Source organism: Bacillus methanolicus PB1 (assembly GCF_000262755.1).
In the GTDB taxonomy this organism is placed as follows: domain Bacteria; phylum Bacillota; class Bacilli; order Bacillales; family Cytobacillaceae; genus Bacillus_Z; species Bacillus_Z methanolicus.
In genome coordinates, this window is the sequence record NZ_AFEU01000001.1 from 508,706 (window position 1) to 529,014 (window position 20,309).

Consider the following 20,309-nt stretch of genomic DNA (forward strand, 5'->3'; position numbering starts at 1 on the left):
CTGTCCTCTTTAGTCTAGTAAACTAAAGAGGACAGGTGCTTGGACGAGTTCATCTAAAAAACTTCGTAAAGAATCGAAACGAAATTTAAGACGAAGTGCAACTGGCTGGCATGTCTATTATAAATAGATGTAGCCCCTTTAGCTTTGCGTCCTACCCTTTCGAGCAGTTTGCCAAATAAATATGTAAATTTAAGAAATAGAACCAAAAGTGAGCCTCTACTATATATACCGGCAAAAGATAAGAAATTTTTACCTCGTTCAAAAAAATTCACAAATTCGTCACATATCGTTCTTATTATTTGTGAAATTTAATGAGCGTATTGAACAATTTACCCCGTATTTAGAATTTTAGGTTACATTATTACACATTTCTCTTCGTATGAAGCAGCACATATATAGCTGACATCGGTTTGCCCCCCTAATTTGGACACATTTTATGAAACAGATTCATTTTAGTATTTCATTTCGTTGTTTGCTATCCGTTTGCTAACAAAAGATTATTGATATTATTTAATTCATTTTCAAAATTTCTGCACATGAATCCATCCTTTATTGAATCTATAAACATATAATAGTACATATGTTCGTAATTATACACAAAAAAAGAGGTTGTCTCAAAAGCCCAAGGGTCAGACCACTAGCCTTGCAAAGGTTACAAATTCAGGAAAATAAAAAAAGGTTTACTAAAAAGAAAAAAACTCCTATTGTAGAATTGTTAGCTTGTTGTCCCATCAACAAGTTTTCTACAAAGGAGTTTTTATCATGAGCAATGTAAATATAGCTCAACCATCTGTTGTTCGTCAATGTTTTTCCCTTTTATCTACGGAAAAGCTTTCCTGTCCTCTTTTAAACTATGATCAAAAAAAATTAAGAGCTGATGCCCTTGTAAAAATTTTTGTTGCTGCTCAGCTGGGTAATTGGAGCTCATATACTGATATAGAGGAGAAATTACGGGCTGATAAAGACCTCATGAAAAGCCTAAATTTAGAAAGCATAAGTGGTTCACAACTAAGCCGTAGGATAAATGAATTACCAACTGAATGGGTACAAGATCTTTTTTTTCGAGTGGTCAAAGATATTGAAATTCAAACTAGAAATTTATCTGGTCTACCAAAGGGAATTGGGAGATTAGCCATAATTGACTCTTCTTCCTTTAAGCTGCCTGAACAGTTAGCTAACTGGGCTTATGTATCAAAAAATTCTACTCAGGTAAAAATGCACACCCGTTTAGTGGTAGCTTCTCCAGACATTGCTTTTCCAGACCAAATTATTCCATCAACTGGAAATGTCAGTGATTTTGAAGGTTCCGACTTCCTTGTGGTTGAATCTGATTCAACTTACGTCATGGATCGTGGATATGCTTCTCATAAAAAAATCAATAACTGGGCGGAACGTGGTATTTCTTTCATTGTAAGAATTAAAGAGCAGCACAAGGTAATCTATCTCGATAGAAAAATTTTAAACCATCCGTTGATTCGTATGGATGCGACAGTAAAGATTGGTGTAACCTCGAACGAGAAATTGCACCCGGTACGTCTCGTCGAATTTTTTGATGAAGAAGGACATCTATACCGAATTATTACCACACGCTTTGACTTACCGCCTGAACAAATAATGGAAATCTACCGTCATCGGTGGGCGATTGAGATCTTCTTTAGATGGATTAAACAACATCTTCGTTCAACCAAAATTTGGAGTACAAAACCCCAAGGAATCTGGAATCAGATGTTTCTTTCGCTGATTGCCTATGGGCTAGTACTACAAATAAAACTAAAGACACAAACGAAAAAAACAATATGGGGAGTACTGCGGTTAATCCGAACCTATTTACATTTATCTTGGCAGGAATTTGAAAAAGAACTGAATCGAAGGTGTACAAGGACATCAAAAGGGCGACAAAAAGTACCTAAAAAAAAGGAAGAAGACTTAGTTTTTGCAGAAAAAGTAGCAATGATAAAGCCAAAAAAGGAAAAATAATAAACGAAGTATAAATTACAATTAATATACATAAATTCAAATAAATGGGACAAAAAAGGCTAACTTAAATGGAGTTAGCCTTTTTTGCATCTAGATTAAAAAAGATTATGTTAAATAAAGTAAAATATTGAATTTATTTACTTTTATGCAAGGCTAGTGGGGTCAGACCCCATAACACAATATATAGGACATAATATTGGATAAATGTGCTATATATTGATAAATGTGCATGGGGTCAGACCCTTATGAGACAGCCTCCTTCTTGTGATGATCTGTGACGGGCTCGAACCGCCGACCCCAACCCTGTCAAAGTAGCATTTTTGTTTTCTGACTGATTTCATGTAATTGCATTTAGCCTTATCTACTATGTGTTTAAGCGGGTTTAAAGAGATTTAATTTCTTATCTAGCATTATCTAACTCTATCATTTTTTATCTACTACTTCACCAAAAATTCACCGTGATTCACCACGTAGATTCCTCTTTAATATTGTATGCTTCTAAATATTCTTCCTCAGAATATATTTTTATAATATTTGAGAATGGAATAACCTCATGAGGTTTGATATATGAGAAACCTTCCTCTGCACCATCATAAAAAATATCATCATGTATACGATAAAGAGATTTTTTAATAATTGCTTTCACCATTTCTAATTTTAGTGCTTCTTCCTCCCAATCCTCATCTACATAATTCAAAAAAGAGTAATTTGTATATTTGGAAAGAGGAGCAAAAAACTTTATAACATAACATTTATTATCTTTGTTTTGTTTCCAAATATTTTCGATATCACTATTCCTTAATAAATTTGCTAAATTTATTAAGAACTCCGGTCCTCTTCTGATATCTCCATCATAATTTAATACATTCTTATCATAGAAAAAAGAATTTATTTGAAAGTCTATGAACAACTTGTGAATGACAGAATTCAAAGATTCATCCTTGCTTCCCGCATTAATCCCATTATATTTCTTACTAATATCATACACTTTGTCCTTATAATGAATCTCTTTATTTTCTACATCAATTGTTATTCCCATACTTTTTAGATATCTATTTAGTGGAGTATCAAGTGTTACTGCCTTTTGTAGATCCATCAAACCGAATTTTTTAATAGTGGCACAGTTATCGTTATTTGTTGTTACATGCAAAGAGACAGGTAATAGTTCTTTTGAAAGTAATTTTTCTTCAGAAATATTAAAGGCTTCAATGAAATCTTCTGATGAAATATCTCCTTTATTATTAGCAATAAACTTAACAATTTCCCGTTCATTTAAATCTAAAAATGCTTCTAGTGATTTTAATGCTTCTTCACAAGAAGTTATATCAAATATCAGTTGTTCTGTCATTCTATATCCTCCTTTATATTCAGTTAAAAATATTCTATCAATAATTGTTATATTTTTCCTTATTTTTTTATAAAAAAAAGAGATTACATCTTAAGATGCAACCTCTTTTGAAGAATATAGCCAGTCAAGGAATACTTTTTTACTTACTCTTATCTGTTTTCCAACTCTGACCGTGTGGAACTCTCCACTGTTCAGCAATTCATACGCAGAAGTTGTTCCTATACCTAGAATATCTCTTATGTCTTCAGCAGTGAGAACAAAAGGGATATCCTCTTCAGATGTGTATATCTTTTTAGCCATGCAGGATACCCCCTTTTTTAGTAAATGAAACAAAACTTTCTAACTGATTTAGAACTTGCCTCCTCTTCTGTACTAACTTTAAGTCCATCTGCGAATTCCAAGAAATGTTTAACAGTGTTCGGTATTATCATTTGATATCTAGTTAATGCGTCTGATACTCTTTTAAAATTATTGATAAATTCTTCTATTTTGGTTTCTCTGTGGACGTATTGTATTACTAACTTTCCTTCTAATAATGTTTGTTCAATCAAATTTTTCATAATTAATCTCCTCCTAAAATGGAATATTTTTTGGTATAAAACCCCTCTGTGTATTTTTTAGGAGGTTTTATAAGGCAGGAAGACCTGCCTCATAATTTATTAGCGTCTATAATATGTTGAAGTATGCTTTTGATAAAACTTTACTAGATGCAGCATACTCCAACATTGAAAAGATTGATTGAGCGAATTTTGGTAATTCATCAAGTTCCTTGAGAAATTGTTCTTCTTCGAAAATGTTTTCTAAATTTCCTTCGAAGTGAATTTCTCTTGTTTGTTGCCCTTCCTTTTCGATTAATAATGTAAACATAAAAGATTTGTAAGGTTTGTCTACTATTTGCATTTTGCACTCCTCCTAAAGTTAAATGTATTTGGTATAAAACCTCTTTGTGTATTTTTTAGGAGGCAAAAAAACAGCATATATATAAGAAACAAATAAAAGCAACAAAAAAACTCTTACTTATACAAAGGCAAATTACACAACAATACCCACAATACTAAATTCTAAAATAAGAAAAATAGTGTATAGTATAAAAGATGGGTATTTAATTGTACGTGTATATTTTATCCTTGTATAAATAAGAGTTTAGTTAAATGTATATATATGTTGTTTGTATATTTATATTACTATAGAATAAATTTCTTGTAAAGGACCTTTTTGCAAAAAAAAACAAAAAAGTAGAAGAAAAAAATCTTCTACTTGATAACTTTAAAATTTTTAAAATTCTTTTTCTTATCTGCTTTTTCTAATCTCTTGATAAATTGTTTGATAAACTCTTTCCAATCTACCTGCTTAGTCATTACTTAACTCTCCTTATTTGATTATTTCTGTAAAACTGTTGACATTCTCTGCAAAGAGTTTTCCCAAAGAAAGTGTCAGCATACTTCTTACTGAAATTAACTTCTGCCTCTGAAATAATAGATCCGCAATCCATACAAGCATATTGAACATTTTTAATCTCTTGTTGCCGTTGTTGAGGTTGTTGATATTGTTGCTGCGGTCTCTGTTGTTGACTGATTGAAGTTTCTCTGAATACACAAGGCACACCGAACAGCGAGGCACATTTCGTTAGTGAAAGGGCACTTGCACTCTTCATGCAGTCTCCTAGAGTTTTTCCTTCTAAAGCAGAACTTCCCCAAGCCTCCCTTGTTGTTCCGTTGATTGTAAGAGAACCAAGAACAGCAATCTCCCCATTCTTTTCGAAATGATCTTTTACAACAAAACTCCAAGATCCGGGAGGTAATTCCATTAATCTCTCTTCAATATGATAAACAGGAACATATCTATATATCATATTCTTTTTTCCTTGCCGTTCACGGATTTGGCTAGGCTCAAAAGGTCTTGTTAATCTGTTGTAATCCATTTTTACACACTCCTAATAAATGTTTTTTATAAAAGAAAGAAGACAGGTGCTCTTTCTTTCCTGCCTTCTTTCCATTTGTCTTTTGGCCAAAGTACAAATTCTCTTGAGTAAACTTCTTTTAGTTCTACAATAAAAAATACCATAATATAGCAGTTGTTAATACTTAGTAGATAATTCCTCCAGTAGATACGAATGTGAATATGTGAGAGAATATCACACTTACTTTTTCTGATAACTTTTCTTTTTTATTCTCTTTTAGATAAAAGATATATAGAAGTAAACATTCCTAAAACAATTAGGAGCAAAGTTAGATAAACAAAACCCATTGTAAATTGTGTGATAAAAGATACTGTCATAGAGATCATACCTCCTAATAGTGTGTATTTTTCTGTAAAAGGGTGGGAGCAGGAACTACTCCCGAAGCGTATATAATCTTACCTTTACAGAAAGGAGAATACCAAAACTGTCTTGAGTGACAAGTTTTATGATGGACTCTTCCATTTCAAATTAAGAAACCCTTTTTCTTTAGAAAAAATTTTTTAGAAAATGGCTCTGTTAAACGATAACTGTTGATAATCAGTAAAAAAATTAAGGACCAGTTGGAAGTCCTTTTTCTGGAAGGCTGTTTTCGTAAACTTTGTTGTTTTTTGAAAAAAATAGAGTATGTTATAATAATACAATTATTGTTAAATATAAATAGGAGGTGCCATGATTTGGTAAAGAACTTACCTTTGTTATTAGCAATGTTAGTAATAGGTTGCAGCACCACAACTATTCCTTTAACTACAAATTCCCCTCAGTTTGTAGAGTGGTTCCTACTAATAGCAGGTATTATTTTAAATATCTGGAGTATGATGGGTTTAATCTTACATTTAGGCATAAAAAGACTTAGTAACAATTGATATTTACACAATTCCTCTTAAATTGTTGACTGTTATCTTATTAGATTTTGACAAGCAGAAATAAGCATTTGATTAACTTGCTCATCTAGTGCTATTTTTTTACCCATTTCAAGCCAACGGAAATAATAAAGGTAGTTATCCAAGTAATTTGTTGCAACTCCTTGAAAAATAACAGTCTTAGAACAATTATCTATAATTAATGTAAGAAACGGAAACCATTTAATGGATTAACCGTAAATAAAAAAACTAATAACAATAATAAAAATTGGAAATCATTTGCTATAATATACAAAAGTGAGGTGATGAAATTGAATAATAAAAATATTGTTTTTGTGTCACTCGGTTTAATTTTCTTAATGTTATCATTAACTCTTACCTTGCCTACCCCTCTATGGAGTGTATTGCTTGGTATAAGTATAATTTCAAACATTACAGGAACTGCACTTTTAATGCGTTTTATAAAAACTCCGCAAAATAGTATAAGATAGTTTTTAAAGCGACCTTTCTTAGTATGGTCGCTTTTACTTTATTAATTTTATCAACAGTATTGATTAACAAAACCTAGAAAATAAAAAAAGAAGATAGCACTGCTACTATCTCCATTTCATTACTATGATACAGTATGCTATGTATAAAGAAATTAATCCTTTCCTGTTTTCTTTCTTCTTATAGTATTCAGAAGTATAAGATAGGAAGTCATAAGTCCTATTACTTTGATAAATGAAGTACACATCTAGCCCCTTATTTTTGGAAAAATATATACTTTTATTAGTGCTGCTAGTGCCAGTAAATAAATGAATTGAAATACCTCCATTGCTGTGAAGATAACCTCTTCAAAAAATAATGTATCTAGAAATACGGCAAACACTCCAAGTAATCCTGACATTAGTGATAACAAGAAACAGAAATACCAGAAATATTTCATTTTCATAACCTCTTTTGTTTTTATTCCCATTATTAACATTATTTACATTAAAAATAAATAAAAACGGATCGACTAGCATACACCGATCGCCCCATTTTTAAAAAGAGTGCCGAACAAGAGAAGGTGATATATATGAAAGCAAACAAGCAGTTGCAATTGCCTTCACTATGTATACGACTTCTTTAGCCTTGTTTGTAGGTGTTACAAAAAATTTATATACAATTTTTTGTATTTCTCATTTGTATCGTTGTAAGTAGTATGGTGGGTACCAAGTTCATTCGCTATTTCGCGTGTTGTATAACCATACATAAAGTAATATATAATTGCTTCCATTTCTTTTTCAGTTTGGGATTCAATATACTTATCTATTGAATATTTAAAGATTAAACACTGCTTTTTATCTACGAAAATAAGAACGAACATTCGAGTAGATAAACAAAAAAGAACCCTCCGAAAAGGAGAGTTCCTTCTGACTTCGATAGGTCTCGCTCGCACAAAAAAAGAGTGTCAAACATTAAATTTTTATTTATTTTTTTCCGCCCATATTTCTTCTTCCATCCGATGAATAAACTCTTGGCAATTCATCCAAATGAATGTTCCAGAGGCAGCAATAACAGTAAAGATTAACAAAAACACGATTTGCCCACTAATAAGATAGATTGCAGATCCAACGAGGAATCCAATGACACAATATCCAATCCCAAGCGGTAGAGTGTTTATCTTCATTTTATCTCTTTTAATGTAAATATTCTTATAATTCTTGTAGTACAAAAGTCCAAACATAAACATCAGAGGAGGGTATATCAGATAGCAAATCAAACCCTGCAAAGGGTTATGGAATGGCATAAAGAATAAGGCAGTATCTAAAATAGCAGTAATAAATACAGAAAAAAATATAAATGGCAATATAAATGCTAACTTTTGACGACGTGTTTCTAATAGTCTATATGCAACATCTGTATTTATTGAAAAGTTTATAACTTTATTCATTTTTTCTATCACTCCTCTCCGAATCTATATTTTGTATATATATGACCATATTAACGCACTTGCGGATTGGCTGTCAGGTCCGATCACGAATAAATGTTTGAACTATTTGTTCTACTTTATCCCTTTGGAAAATACTTGTAGAAGCAAGGCTTTCAAAATGTCTCTCTCCATTATATTCGATACCTCACGGCATTGAACAATCCTTTGAGAACCTCTTGATAAATGTCGTTCTTGTCCAAACCGGAAGCAATATCTATGTATTAATTCTTCGAAAACCTCTCATTTTCCTTATTTTGCTAAATTTATAAATTCAATGTAAGATAAAGCAATAGTAGGCATAAAAAATCACACTCCTTACCTCTTAGTACAGATTGTGAACGGCTGTGTAAAGAAAGAGTGTGAATGATATTATTATTTACTTATATTTTAAGTTAAACAGACGAAGCGGGAAAATTAATAGAAAGAGTTTTTACACCTCTACCCTTACCAATCTTAGAAGCCAATATAAATTCTGCTGCTAATTTCCTTGCATTCTCTCTTACTTCCTATTCACTTAATTCAAATCTTTAATGCAAATGAAGACTAAGATGAAGCGAACCAGAATTTATCTTACCCATTTTCAATAACAGTTGGAAAATCTAATTCTTTTGGAAATTACTTTAAAGTAGTAAACTTATGTTGTTAAATAAAAATGGCTGCCTTTTTCTTTAAGAATCTTTTTGAAATTTTCTACTCCTTCGGAAATTACTATTTTTCCTTCTTTTAATCCAATTTCATTATATACGGATTTCATCCTCTTGCCTCACAGTAAGTTCCAACTCTATATGTTCAGATTTTGAAATTTTATTGTTTTTTGGCTTTGATGTTTTACCTATAGATAAGACCTGTAAAATTGCTTTCTGATAATCATCTATATTAAGTAATTCGTTAATTTTATAATCTCCCTTATCTACTATTTCTAACAGTTTTAAAACCTTTAATTCTTTTCCAGTAACCCCTTTTGTTACTTCAATTGCTAATTCCTTATAATAATCCTCTAGTTCACCACTTTTTAGTATCATCACATTATTTTTTAACAAATTATCTAAATATTCATCTAACTTTTTTCTAAAATATAAATCCGATTCAAAATCTTTATAACTTACTTTTTTAATAACCTTTGGTCTTAAAAATTCCCATAAACTCAATAAATCATCATTAAATTCTTGCTTTGAACACATATCATCCAAAATATAGCAAAGAGTTTTTGCGTCTTTTTGATTAGGATCTAATATCTTCTTTCTAATTTCTTTTGACTTTTTATAATCATCTTTATACTTCATCATCTCAGTTCTGATTTGGCCAAGAGCATTATGATCAAAACCGTCAATAAAGTTTCCGATTTGTTCTAATCCATTTTCTAAATAATCAAAGTCTGCAATAACAAAATAATCAATTCCCAAATCCTTCAATAAAGTTAAATATATTCCAAACTGAGTTTTACCTCCTACCTTAATTACCGATACATTTTGTTTATCCAAAATGCCATGTTGGTCAAAAGTGAAATCTGCAATAGATGGAATTATATATTCTTCTCCACCTTCAACTAATATTACTTTATCTGCAAAAAATAACTCAGAATTTTTACTCCATAATAATTGTTTTATTTTTTGTATATCTTGAATAGTTTTTTCATCCTTAGAGAGACTATAAGTTTTAGTTTTGTTACTATTTTTCGGTTTTCTTACTACAATAATATTTTCAATTTCTGTATTTCTAATGAACTCTTGACTGTGAGTAGCAATAATTACTTGATTATTGAAATTATCATTCAGAGAAACAAATTCATCTAATTTATTTGATAACATCCTTCGAGCATGAGGATGTAGAAATAGTTCTGGTTCCTCAACGGCTAATACTGAATTTGTTTTATGAAAAGTAGAGCAATAATATGAAAAGAGACCTATTATTAAAGCACTCTGAATACCAGAACCCTTTTCCGATAATTTCGATTCATATCCATCGTTTACATAGATACTTATATTTTTATATGCATCATCATTAGCATTCGGAAGCATTCTAAAACTAATATAACTGTAATTTATTAATTCATGTAGTTTTTCTTTTAGATCCTCAGTTGCATCCTCAAAGACTTTATCAATAGACTTTCTTATTAAATCACTTTGAGTTTTAATTTCCTCATTAATACCTTCACTTTTACTATCCCACAGTGATTTAAGTAGTTTACCGTACCAAGTCCAGTTATTTGCCTTTAACTGATTAGCAGGCTCTCTAAATGCAGGTAAAATAGAACTAGTAACAAATGCTTCTCTTAAATTCTTGGAAATAGAAAAGCATCTAAAATACTTTTCATCAATTTTGTCCTTAACTAACATACCATGGATTAGTCTTATTTCTTCACTTTCAACATTTTCCCTTTGTGCATATATATAAAAAATAACTTCATCTTTATCATTTATCCAGTATCCTAAATTTTCACTTTCAAATGTATCAAGATTACGTGTCTCAAAATCAATTAGGTCAGTTTTTATTTTATCGTTAATAATAACCTTACCATCTTCATATTTAGCCCAATAATCAATTCCAAAACGTTCTTGTTTTATATACTTTACTTTTTTTATGTTTTCTTTTTCAATTACTGATCCTGTCAACTTAACAGCAATAAATAATTCAGTCTCATGTATAGTTTGTTTTATTCCTCTTACAGTTTCCTCTGAAGCATAAAAATCCTTAGTCTCAATTGAATTTTTCGTTGGTAGTTTTTCACCCATTAATAAATCTAGTGCTTTAATTATATTGCTTTTCCCAGCGTTATTTTTCCCTATCAGTATATTTTTACCATTATTGAATTTTAAATGTATATCTTTAATACTGCGAAAATTCTTTATATATAATTCTGAAATATACACTAATACTACCCCCTCGCTCTATTTCATTTCTTGATAATGTAAGGTGATAACCTGGCTAAAATATTTCTCATAAAGAAATATGATCCAATAAAAACAAATAATAAACTATAAATATAAATAAATTCGACTATTTTCGCTATCGTAGTAGGAATAGTAATGTATATTAATCCTACATCCTAATATAGAATTAATACCAAAACCCTTATGGATATCAGATTTATTCTTAATTTTCCGCCTCCTTTTTAAACTATTATTTCCAATGATGAAAGTGAATAAGTCTATTACTGTTAATTCCTCAAAATATTTTTGGGCCTGATTCGTAAAAGATATAAATATTTATTCAATAAAATAAATATCCAAAAGAAAAATGGAGTATATTAAAAAATTAAATCTTTATTGAATTGATAATTCTACTATAATACAAATATACAGTATTTGTTATTGGAGGGGAATTATGACTGTTAGAAAATTGATAATAATCGGAATTGTTTTATTAACTTTTCCTGTTTCAATTTGGTTTGTTATTGCTTTTCAAATTTACTGGGCAATAGGAATTAACCGGTGGGGAAAACATTTGGAATACAACACTCCTTCTCAACAGGAGGCTGAGGAAGTAACAGCATACTTACGAAAAGTATGGTACATCCCAAATCATCCGAAATATTGGGGACGCTGCAAGAATATATATTATTCGGTTCTACATTCCTCACAAGTGAACATTGAAACTAAAGAGAAATTATACAAAGTATTAAAGAATCATAAAGTATATGGATTAAATCCACCTCGACATAAAGCACTATAGGAAATAAAGATATTTCTAGTTAACAGCCATTACTTATTGCTCGTAATGGCTGTACTTGTTTGCTGGAGGTAATATTGTGCTTAAAAATTTGTTATATGCATTGTTTTATTTCGCTATATTATTTATCTTGTATCATTTAACGGCTAGGTTCATATTGGCAAAATATGCAGTTAATCAAGTAAGGCGTGGTAAAAAAATTCAATATTTATTAGTTTTCCCATTATCTTTTATTTTTGGTTCACATCGCCAAATCCACATCCTAAAAAAACTCCCAGAAAACTTAGACTGCCCCATATCGAAAAATGAAATTAAATTTATCCTAAGAGAGGTTTATAAGAAATACCCCCTTTCTATTATAGGTATTGAAAGGATATTTATTATGGAAAGACCTCCCTATTTGAACGAATGTGTTAGAGGTTCGTATAGACCTACTGGTTTCCTTAAAGGTGAAATATGCTTGTTTGGTTTTTCGTATGAGAATGGTATATATTATCATGGTTTTGGTGAAAGTACTTTTTGGGCCGATGAACAAATAACAAAGTATGCCGTCATTAATACATTGCTTCATGAATTAGGCCATCATTTACGATATGTAACTTTAGGTGATTTGCATGGTCAAGAAGTAGAAAAATATTGTGATGATTTTGCAACGGCTCTAGCACTTGAGTTTAATCTCACACCGGGTATTCTGGAAGAAGAGAGATTAGTAGAAGAATACACATTGAATCAGTTGCGCAATGAATTATCAGATGCTAAGAAAAAATTTGAGGATGCCATTAAGAAACATGAAGATACCAAAATTGAATATATTCGCCTAAAGCGTCTTCTTCAAGAAAAGAAAGAAAAGAGAAAATAAACAACAAAACCAGCAGATCGAATACTGCTGGTTTTAACATTAAATTACTTACTATGTTTGTTTTAATATTTGCTATCTCGGATTTCTAGTTATACATACTTTTGTAAATGGATATCCTAGAAAGTTAGGTGACTAATTTTTTCAATTAAAAAACCCTAAAGAATATTATTCTCTAGGGTATAACTATTATTTTTAATTATTAGTAGTGTTTTTCCAACGAGGATCATTTTCAAGTTTCTTCAGAAACTCTGAAATCTGTTCTTTACTGAACTCTATTTCTGTTTCATAGTATTTATATTCTTCAGTACGATCAATTCTATTGACCAATAAGTTAAAACGAAAAATTATATATGAAACTAACTTCCATAGACCATAAATGATAACGAAAGTAATAAAGGCAGGTATTATGAAATTTATTATTAATAAGGTCCAATTCGAAAAAGTCATTAGAATCACTCCACTCTATTTCTTAAGAACTTTTAAGGGGAATTTTTGAATTACTTTATTCGTTACTTTATGGACTATGTGAAGTTCAGCACCGTCCAATTTCTTCAACTCATCTTCTTCAAAGGTATAGTAAATGTTTTCATATCCATTTGTGTTAATAAATTTAATATTACTATCTAAACTTTCAATATAAATTGTCCCATCCGTTACCATCTCTGAGTTAACGGTCCTTGCCTCATACACTTTGCTAGAACTATCAACAATTATATATTTATATTGATTATTCTTTTCACTAGGGTCTTTATCAAACCATGATGCCATGGTAATTGTATAGTTACCTAGTAAACGTGCTCCAAATGATTCGTTATAAGAAATATCTACAATTGCCCCGGCACCCAAATCACCTATTCTTTTCCCTTTGAAAGTCTCACCATATTCACTTTTTACTTCATAAGGATAATTGCCATTTACATACTTTGCACTACCTGCAATTGAACTTGCTTTGGTTGAACTACTTGTTTCACCAATGACTAAATCAACATTAGATATAGATTGCAAATATGCCATACTCCATAATACCCCTACCGCTATCGAAAAACATACCAATGAAAATAATTTATAAGCATACCCTGGACGTTTAACATTTGAATTTCTAATAGATTTAATTTTTCTAGGAGTTCCAATTTCTTTTTCCCAATCCAATTCTAATGTGAAGAGCCCATGGACACGTGCTGTAGTTCTTGCATTACTATCATTTGTAATAAAGACTACCTTTTCTCCTTTTTTGGCTTTACTTAAATAAGAACCAACTATAACATCATCATTTGAATCCTTGTCTAGTCCATATCCTTCAATTTCATTCAAATCATACCTAATAATTTGAACTTTATTTTCTTTATGTAAAGAAGAGATTGTTTTTAAAACAAATGCAGCATCCTTACTAATTTCCTCTTGACGATCTTTAATTTTATCTAATTCCTTTCTTACTTTATCACTAATCATAACATTTGCATTTTGAACCACTGATGATATTATATTTGGATAATCTAGTAATACATTCGTATCAAATGCAATTGAACACTTCGAAACTTGACCAAATACTTTTGAAGCCCGAATGATGCTCGCTTCGGAAAATTTGTTATTATGAAATGAATTAGGCTTGTACCCATTATTTCGATTAAACTTTTTTTTCTTCTTTGAACGTTTTCTTCCCTTCTGTAAAAAAAACAAAGTTAACACTATTAATACAATAAATATCCACATTAATAGATTAAATAAACTCTGTATCTGTCCCACTACGTTTCTCCCTTTCTTACTTTATTTTTCCAATTATATTATAGCAGTAATGAAATGCTTTATATATTTTATTCGTCTTTTATAACATTTTTTTACTTAATACAGGAAAAAGAAAAGCCCGTATATTATAATAAACGGACTTTTCTAAATACTTTTCCTCTTTGTGCGGCAATGCCAATATTTTTTAAATGGAGACTTGAGCATCTTTACTTTATTATTCATATTCCTTTATAAAAATAATATTTTTTTACATACGGGTTAATTCACACAAAAATAATGTCTCTTTTTCAATCTCAAATTTAGAAAAGTATAATTGTTGTAGGTACAACTTTGCATCATTAATATCATCTAGGATATCACCTTGTAGCATTTGGAATCCTTCATCTACAAAAACAACTCCCACCCCAGCAGCATATCTTTGTTTACCATCCTCCTCAAACTGAATAATTGTATATCTAAAACAAATACCATGTACGAACAAGTCATGTTCAAAAATAAATTTTGACATAAACATCTCTCCCTTCTTATACACTTTAAATTGAATATAAGAAGGGCATTTCCTTTTTTTGAATTAAAATTCTACTTTATTTTTGAAGTTGTTTAATGTTTTCCACTCTTGATAATAAACAGAGATTTTCAAAATAAATTCGATAATTATTACCTATAGTTTAATCTAGTGGCTAAATTTAGCGATTTAACTCTAAATAAAGCCGTATTCAGCCTTATAGATTAAATGTCGTTTATAATCATTTTTTCTTTAATTTATCCATTTTATTTCATACCTACTATTTATTTTTGTTATATAGTAGGTGATTTTTTTCGGAGATTTATTTTTCTAATTTTTATCGAAAATTCATTTTTAAACTTGAAGAAATCTTGATAATTATAAAACATAATTATTCATATCAATTATTAACAAAAATGAATCGTTTGCAGGGATATTATCAACCTATTTATATATCCCATATCAACGATTCATTTTTATTATTAATGATTACTGTTCATAATGACTAATTAAAATTATTGTATTCTATTAAATTTATTTATCAGTGATTATATCCTTTTTTGAGGAAGAATAGAAAAAGAGGAGCAGGTTATTGCTCCTCTTCTAATCTAATACTCTTTATCTTTCCCTTCGGTTTCTTCAATGTATCGTCAAACATTGCCTCGCTGTGTGGCTTAATTACATTGTGGTAGAAGTCTAACCCTTTCGTTGCTTGTTCCTTTGCTTCTTTTAGTTGTCTAGTATATTCATCTCCTATTTAGTCCTTGTATGGCTGTTCGGTATTGGGCCAAGGACTGTCTTTGGTGGAGCCTTGCTGTCTTTTGTGCAATATTTTAACTGTTTTGCTGACAACTAACTAATCGCATGTATACTCTTATATTCTAACAATTAATCTCCTTTATTTCGTAGATAAAAAAAGAAAAACAGAGGAAAAAATCCTCTGCTTACATAAGTGCTACTTCTTCTAATGCGTCTAATACTTCTGTGAGTTCTTCTTCGTCAACGAAGTATTCACTTAACACTGCAACTCCAAATCTGTACATATCAACTTGATTATGAAAACATCTAAAGTTATACACTTTCTTTCCTATGTGCTGATTCCTTCCTCCAATTGTTCCCCGTTCTATTTTTTCCATTACTGCATTTTTATCAACTAAATAGAAGAAATAGATATTCTGAAAAGACGGATTGAGGAGGGTCCAGACTGGTGGCTTTGCTTTTGCAAATACAACATAATAATCTCCAACAAAGTTAATGTACGAAGAATCTTCCCACTCGTTCCATTCATTTTCAAAGAACAGTCTCAATTCTGCACTAATTTTATTCTTATCTTTCTTTTGTTCACTCACGCCGATTTCCCCTTTTTCTTTTGTTTCTTGATTTCAAAATACTTTTGAAGTACAAGTTCAGAAATAATACTTGCTACTGCTTGTGAAGATAAATCCTTTACTGTCACTACTTTTTCCTCATTGGCTTTCATAGTGTGTTCCTCCCCGTTTTTCTTAGTAAATATTACAGGATACATTTATACACGCACATTTGTTCTCCTTGCTTTTTATAAAAATTATTCTTTCTTTATCTATATCTTGACCTGCCAATTCAGCAATAGACTGTATATCTACACTGTGTTGCGCTAAACTTCTTACAGTATCCGAAGAGTGTCCATAAAAGCCAAATTAACATTGAAACAATATATCCAGTAATAAAATTATCTGTATCAATAGGCATATTAATCACTCCCCAATGATTTTATATTTAGCAGATTCGATAAGAATTCATTGGCGAATTTTAAAAAATATCTTGCCTTTTCTGCTGTCCATTAATTCCAGATAATAGTTTATGAAATAGAACCAGTAATAACATCCAAGAGCAAGGGCCGTTGCAATATAAAGACTGATTAAGACATTATTTGTTATGATATAAGCAAATCCCACAATCACTGACCAAAAGACCCCAATCGATATTACTATCTTTATTTTATGAATTTTCGAAATTATTTCGATGTGATCGTTCTTTAAAAGAATCAACTTAATTAAAAACCTATCACACAGAAGCCCACCTAAAATCAGTAATATTACGGCTGATACAATATATTGCTTCAAAGACAATTGAAAATACTTAAGGATCATTGGATAAAATGCCAATAGAATAAATAAGTACATGAACAAATTTACAGAAATCATTACAAACCTATGCCATCGCTTTATAAAAATTTGATCCATATTCTTGCTACTCCTCATTTTTCAATTATTTTAACGCGCATTAAAAAAATTTTCCCTAAATAAGTTTAGCACTTTCAATATTCTCAAATAATTACATAACCTGATACCCTCTTGCCATCTTATTGCTAGGTAAGTGGAGAACCACCTACCTAGCATTTTTAGCATTAGTAATTATTTTTTGTACTGTTCTTCTACTGCAACTAATTTTTTAACTGTATCAGTTCGTAATTGAAGTTCTTTTATTTTTGTTGTTCTCTTAAACAATGGTTCTATAAAATCCAAAAAAACAAATTCTAAATGTTTTATCTTTTTACAATTACAATAATCCCCGTATCCACCGGGATACATATACAAAATGTGATAAAAATCTTCACCCATAATGTCAATCTTAAATATCTTCCAACTATAATTCTCAAAATTATCTTCAAGTAATAGTTGTACAGAAAACTCACTATCAACAATGTTTTCAATGTTTTCTGAGATATCAAATTTGGTAGCAAGATGGCTCAAAACAGTGTGATCAAAAACCATTTCCTTTGAAAGATTATAATTTGATAAAATTTCTTCCTTGTTCATTCTTTTCATAAAATATCTCCTCCTCTTCATTGAAGTTCTACATATCTTCTTCAAAATATTCATTAGATCGATTGACACTTAAGATAAGTGCTGTTTAAAGAAAATAAATTGATGTTAATTTAATTACTGATAGAGAAAATCCTGCCTAAGTTAATAAATTATTCCTTGTTTTTAAAAGTTTTAAATCTAAATCAATACTGTCATCTCTCTCATTACAAGATGAACTACATATCCGACTTTAGTTAATGCTTTTTTTGCATAAAAAAATCTCCTCCTTAGAAATAAAAATAGATAATATAAAAACACACATAATACTAGGAGAAGTAAACACTTTATAAAAAGTACATACTAATCCCTGAAAATTCCCAAATGTATTAAGTGTATTTTTTCTTTATCTATTTTATTAATAAGAAAGAGATATATATAGAAATAATAATTTAGATTTATCCCTGAAGATAATGTTATAAAAGTATAAAAGAGTATATAAATTTAAAAAATATATATTGATTTGAAAACAATATACTATAGAGAAGAAACTTTGTAAAGGACCAAATTAAAAAAATAAAGTTAATTCACTGTTGCTTAATAACCTTAAAATTCTTTTTCTTTTTGGCTTTTTCCATTCTTTTTATATACTCATTTATAAACTCCTTCCAATCTACATCCTTAGTCATATGTCCCTCCTAATGCTTTTAATTTTTAATATTTATGGCACCAATTATATCATCTTTCTCTGCGTTATCTGTTATCACATACAAAAGCGAGAAATACCTATATATCGATAATTTTTCTTATAAAATCCATCTAAAATAATATCTTTCATTCCGATAGTATGTTATTTATTCACATTATTACATATATTGTAAAATATCATTTCTTTTTACAACCGTAAAAGTTCATACTTGATTATTTTATTGAACAAACGAGAAATACCTATGTAATCATTATATTTCTCTTATAAAACCCTTCCAAAAATAAAGGATTCATTCCTATAATATGTTATTCATTCATTTTATTACATATATTGTAAAATATCATTCTTGCCTATTATATAAATTTGACGATGAATAAATCTTTGCTTAAAGTGGATTTGTGGAATCTAGAAGACATTCATACTCTCCTCTTAATAGACCGTTCTTTTGAAGATTCCTTTTCTTGAAAGGAGAGGATGATTTTGAAGAATCAAGAAGCGATTTTAGAAAAATTAAAGGATTTGTATGTTACTGTTCGACGCCGTTACATTAAACAAAATGATGATGGAACGTATACAACATTCATAAACAAAGAAGATAACAATGTATACAGTCTTTCAGACAATATGCTCCTACAACACATTAAGCAAAAACATACTTATGGTGTTTTTGCTTCCACACATTCAAAATTTATTTGTTTCGATGTAGACATTCCAGATGCAAATGATGCTAAGAGAACGGTTTTCGCCATTTACGAAGCACTTGAAAATTTCGGAATTTCTTCTGATTACGTTTTTACAAGTTTAAGTGGCAGTAAGGGTTATCATGTAGAAATATTCTTTGATAAAGTTATTCAAAATGATAAGTTAGAAGTTTTTTTCAATCATATTATTAAATCAGTATCACAATTACTAAACATGAATCTTTACGGTAAAATAGAGTTACGGCCAACAGAAAACAAAGGTGTTAAATTACCTTTAGGGAAAAATCTAAAAAACAAGAATAATGACAACGTTTGCTGGTATGTAGATATATTTGATAAGTTTAATCCAATTCCTTTTCCAGACTATATTCTAAATATAAAGAAATTTCCAAGTAAAGAATTTTATAATTTATTAAATAGAGAATATGAACCTAAAACCTTTAAAAGAATTGTATTAACTTCTGGTATTAATAATGGAGATGAAATACTTACTATAGATGAACTAGAACAATTACACAAACAAGGTTTAACAGAGTGGGGAACTAGATATCACTCCCTTTGTAAACTAGCACGCTACTTTTTATCTCTAGGTTATACAGAAAAGCAATGTGAAGAAGAGTTAATTCACTGGCTTTCATGGCAGATATTTTATAAAACACCAATTAAACAATGCCATAAGGATATTGCTAGGATTACTAGATGGACATACAGCCATAATTCAAAAATAATTACTGCAAGAGAAACAATTACTATCTACGAATCTGAACTGCGTACTATTATTAATTCCAAAACGAAACAAAATGAAAAGTTAGTTTTATTTAGCCTACTATTACATTCAAAACGTTTCAGCGATCGAAATAACCATTTTTTTATGACTTACGATCAACTTCATAAAAGTTGTGATATATCTGTTGGTGCAGCATTTAATAATGTAAAAAAATTGTCCGAATCCGGATTTATAAAAATCGTCAGACAAGGAGAAAGGGTATCCTTTAAAGACTCATTTACTATCTTGCCAAACGTATACAAAATTGAAATTAATAGCAGGAGCGGTAAAGAATTTAAAGTTAAAATACATTCAATATCAGAATATAAAACTCTATTTTTTCAATGTATTAAAGCCCTATATACATTAGATGAGTTAAAAATTTTATTAAGCAGGCGACAGTACGAAAACTTTCGTGAAGAGATACAACAAGTTAAATCTTAAAAAGCAAATAAACAAAAAAGCCCCTAGT

Annotated in this window: 17 protein-coding genes, 1 pseudogene and 1 riboswitch; of the genes and pseudogenes, 4 read left to right on the forward strand and 14 right to left on the reverse strand. The window is 29.9% G+C overall.

Annotated elements, in window-relative coordinates; all coding sequences use genetic code 11:
* Nucleotides 1–93: 93 nt before the first annotated feature.
* A riboswitch (cyclic di-GMP riboswitch) is annotated at nt 94–183 on the reverse strand.
* A 579-nt stretch (nt 184–762) separates the two neighbouring features.
* Nucleotides 763–1,977 (forward strand): IS4 family transposase, encoded by a 1,215-nt coding sequence (locus tag PB1_RS02340; RefSeq protein ID WP_003350293.1) that lies wholly within the window; start codon nt 763–765, stop codon nt 1,975–1,977.
* 463 nt (nt 1,978–2,440) lie between these two features.
* On the opposite strand, the gene PB1_RS02345 is transcribed toward PB1_RS02340, so the two are convergent.
* The 9 genes and pseudogenes from PB1_RS02345 to PB1_RS02390 form a co-directional block, all read right to left on the reverse strand.
* Nucleotides 2,441–3,325: a hypothetical protein gene (locus PB1_RS02345; RefSeq protein ID WP_003350521.1), complete on the reverse strand. Its 885-nt coding sequence runs from the start codon at nt 3,323–3,325 to the stop codon at nt 2,441–2,443.
* 90 nt (nt 3,326–3,415) lie between these two features.
* Nucleotides 3,416–3,625 (reverse strand): helix-turn-helix domain-containing protein, encoded by a 210-nt coding sequence (locus PB1_RS02350; RefSeq protein ID WP_003350522.1) that lies wholly within the window; start codon nt 3,623–3,625, stop codon nt 3,416–3,418.
* A 17-nt stretch (nt 3,626–3,642) separates the two neighbouring features.
* Nucleotides 3,643–3,885 carry a hypothetical protein gene (locus PB1_RS02355; protein ID WP_003350523.1) on the reverse strand — a complete coding sequence of 81 codons (243 nt, stop codon included), beginning with the start codon at nt 3,883–3,885 and terminating at the stop codon, nt 3,643–3,645.
* 106 nt (nt 3,886–3,991) lie between these two features.
* Nucleotides 3,992–4,225, reverse strand: coding sequence for a hypothetical protein (locus tag PB1_RS02360; protein WP_003350524.1), 234 nt, complete (start codon nt 4,223–4,225; stop codon nt 3,992–3,994).
* A gap of 457 nt (nt 4,226–4,682) precedes the next feature.
* Entirely contained in the window at nt 4,683–5,246 is a 564-nt protein-coding gene (locus PB1_RS02365; RefSeq protein WP_003350526.1) for a hypothetical protein, read from the reverse strand.
* 905 nt (nt 5,247–6,151) lie between these two features.
* A pseudogene (locus PB1_RS17305) lies at nt 6,152–6,315 on the reverse strand (IS1595 family transposase); the annotation flags it as partial.
* Nucleotides 6,316–6,881: 566 nt separating this feature from the next.
* Entirely contained in the window at nt 6,882–7,073 is a 192-nt protein-coding gene (locus PB1_RS02375) for a hypothetical protein (protein ID WP_003350530.1), read from the reverse strand.
* A 522-nt stretch (nt 7,074–7,595) separates the two neighbouring features.
* Nucleotides 7,596–8,063: a hypothetical protein gene (locus PB1_RS02385; RefSeq protein ID WP_003350532.1), complete on the reverse strand. Its 468-nt coding sequence runs from the start codon at nt 8,061–8,063 to the stop codon at nt 7,596–7,598.
* A 776-nt stretch (nt 8,064–8,839) separates the two neighbouring features.
* Complete coding sequence (locus PB1_RS02390) at nt 8,840–10,972, reverse strand: ATP-dependent nuclease (RefSeq protein WP_003350534.1); 2,133 nt, start codon at nt 10,970–10,972, stop codon at nt 8,840–8,842.
* A gap of 454 nt (nt 10,973–11,426) precedes the next feature.
* Here PB1_RS02390 and PB1_RS02395 point away from each other — a divergent pair, with 454 nt between their 5' ends.
* Together PB1_RS02395 and PB1_RS02400 are read left to right on the forward strand one after the other, a co-directional pair.
* On the forward strand, nt 11,427–11,774 hold the full coding sequence (locus PB1_RS02395; RefSeq protein WP_003350535.1) for a hypothetical protein: 348 nt from the start codon (nt 11,427–11,429) through the stop codon (nt 11,772–11,774).
* A gap of 76 nt (nt 11,775–11,850) precedes the next feature.
* Nucleotides 11,851–12,630 carry a hypothetical protein gene (locus PB1_RS02400; protein WP_003350536.1) on the forward strand — a complete coding sequence of 260 codons (780 nt, stop codon included), beginning with the start codon at nt 11,851–11,853 and terminating at the stop codon, nt 12,628–12,630.
* 462 nt (nt 12,631–13,092) lie between these two features.
* Here PB1_RS02400 and PB1_RS02410 read toward each other — a convergent pair whose 3' ends face one another.
* The 5 genes from PB1_RS02410 to PB1_RS02430 all read right to left on the reverse strand — a co-directional run bounded on the left by PB1_RS02410 (nt 13,093) and on the right by PB1_RS02430 (nt 17,685).
* On the reverse strand, nt 13,093–14,373 hold the full coding sequence (locus tag PB1_RS02410; RefSeq protein WP_003350538.1) for a PIN domain-containing protein: 1,281 nt from the start codon (nt 14,371–14,373) through the stop codon (nt 13,093–13,095).
* A gap of 247 nt (nt 14,374–14,620) precedes the next feature.
* Entirely contained in the window at nt 14,621–14,881 is a 261-nt protein-coding gene (locus PB1_RS02415) for a hypothetical protein (RefSeq protein ID WP_003350539.1), read from the reverse strand.
* A gap of 941 nt (nt 14,882–15,822) precedes the next feature.
* Complete coding sequence (locus tag PB1_RS02420) at nt 15,823–16,227, reverse strand: hypothetical protein (RefSeq protein WP_003350540.1); 405 nt, start codon at nt 16,225–16,227, stop codon at nt 15,823–15,825.
* Nucleotides 16,224–16,358 carry a hypothetical protein gene (locus PB1_RS18270; RefSeq protein ID WP_003350541.1) on the reverse strand — a complete coding sequence of 45 codons (135 nt, stop codon included), beginning with the start codon at nt 16,356–16,358 and terminating at the stop codon, nt 16,224–16,226. The genes PB1_RS02420 and PB1_RS18270 overlap by 4 nt, the downstream gene beginning before the upstream one ends.
* Before the next feature lie 913 nt (nt 16,359–17,271).
* Nucleotides 17,272–17,685, reverse strand: coding sequence for a hypothetical protein (locus PB1_RS02430; RefSeq protein ID WP_003350544.1), 414 nt, complete (start codon nt 17,683–17,685; stop codon nt 17,272–17,274).
* 1,165 nt (nt 17,686–18,850) lie between these two features.
* Here PB1_RS02430 and PB1_RS02435 point away from each other — a divergent pair.
* Nucleotides 18,851–20,281, forward strand: coding sequence for a TOTE conflict system archaeo-eukaryotic primase domain-containing protein (locus PB1_RS02435; RefSeq protein WP_003350546.1), 1,431 nt, complete (start codon nt 18,851–18,853; stop codon nt 20,279–20,281).
* Nucleotides 20,282–20,309 lie beyond the last annotated feature (28 nt).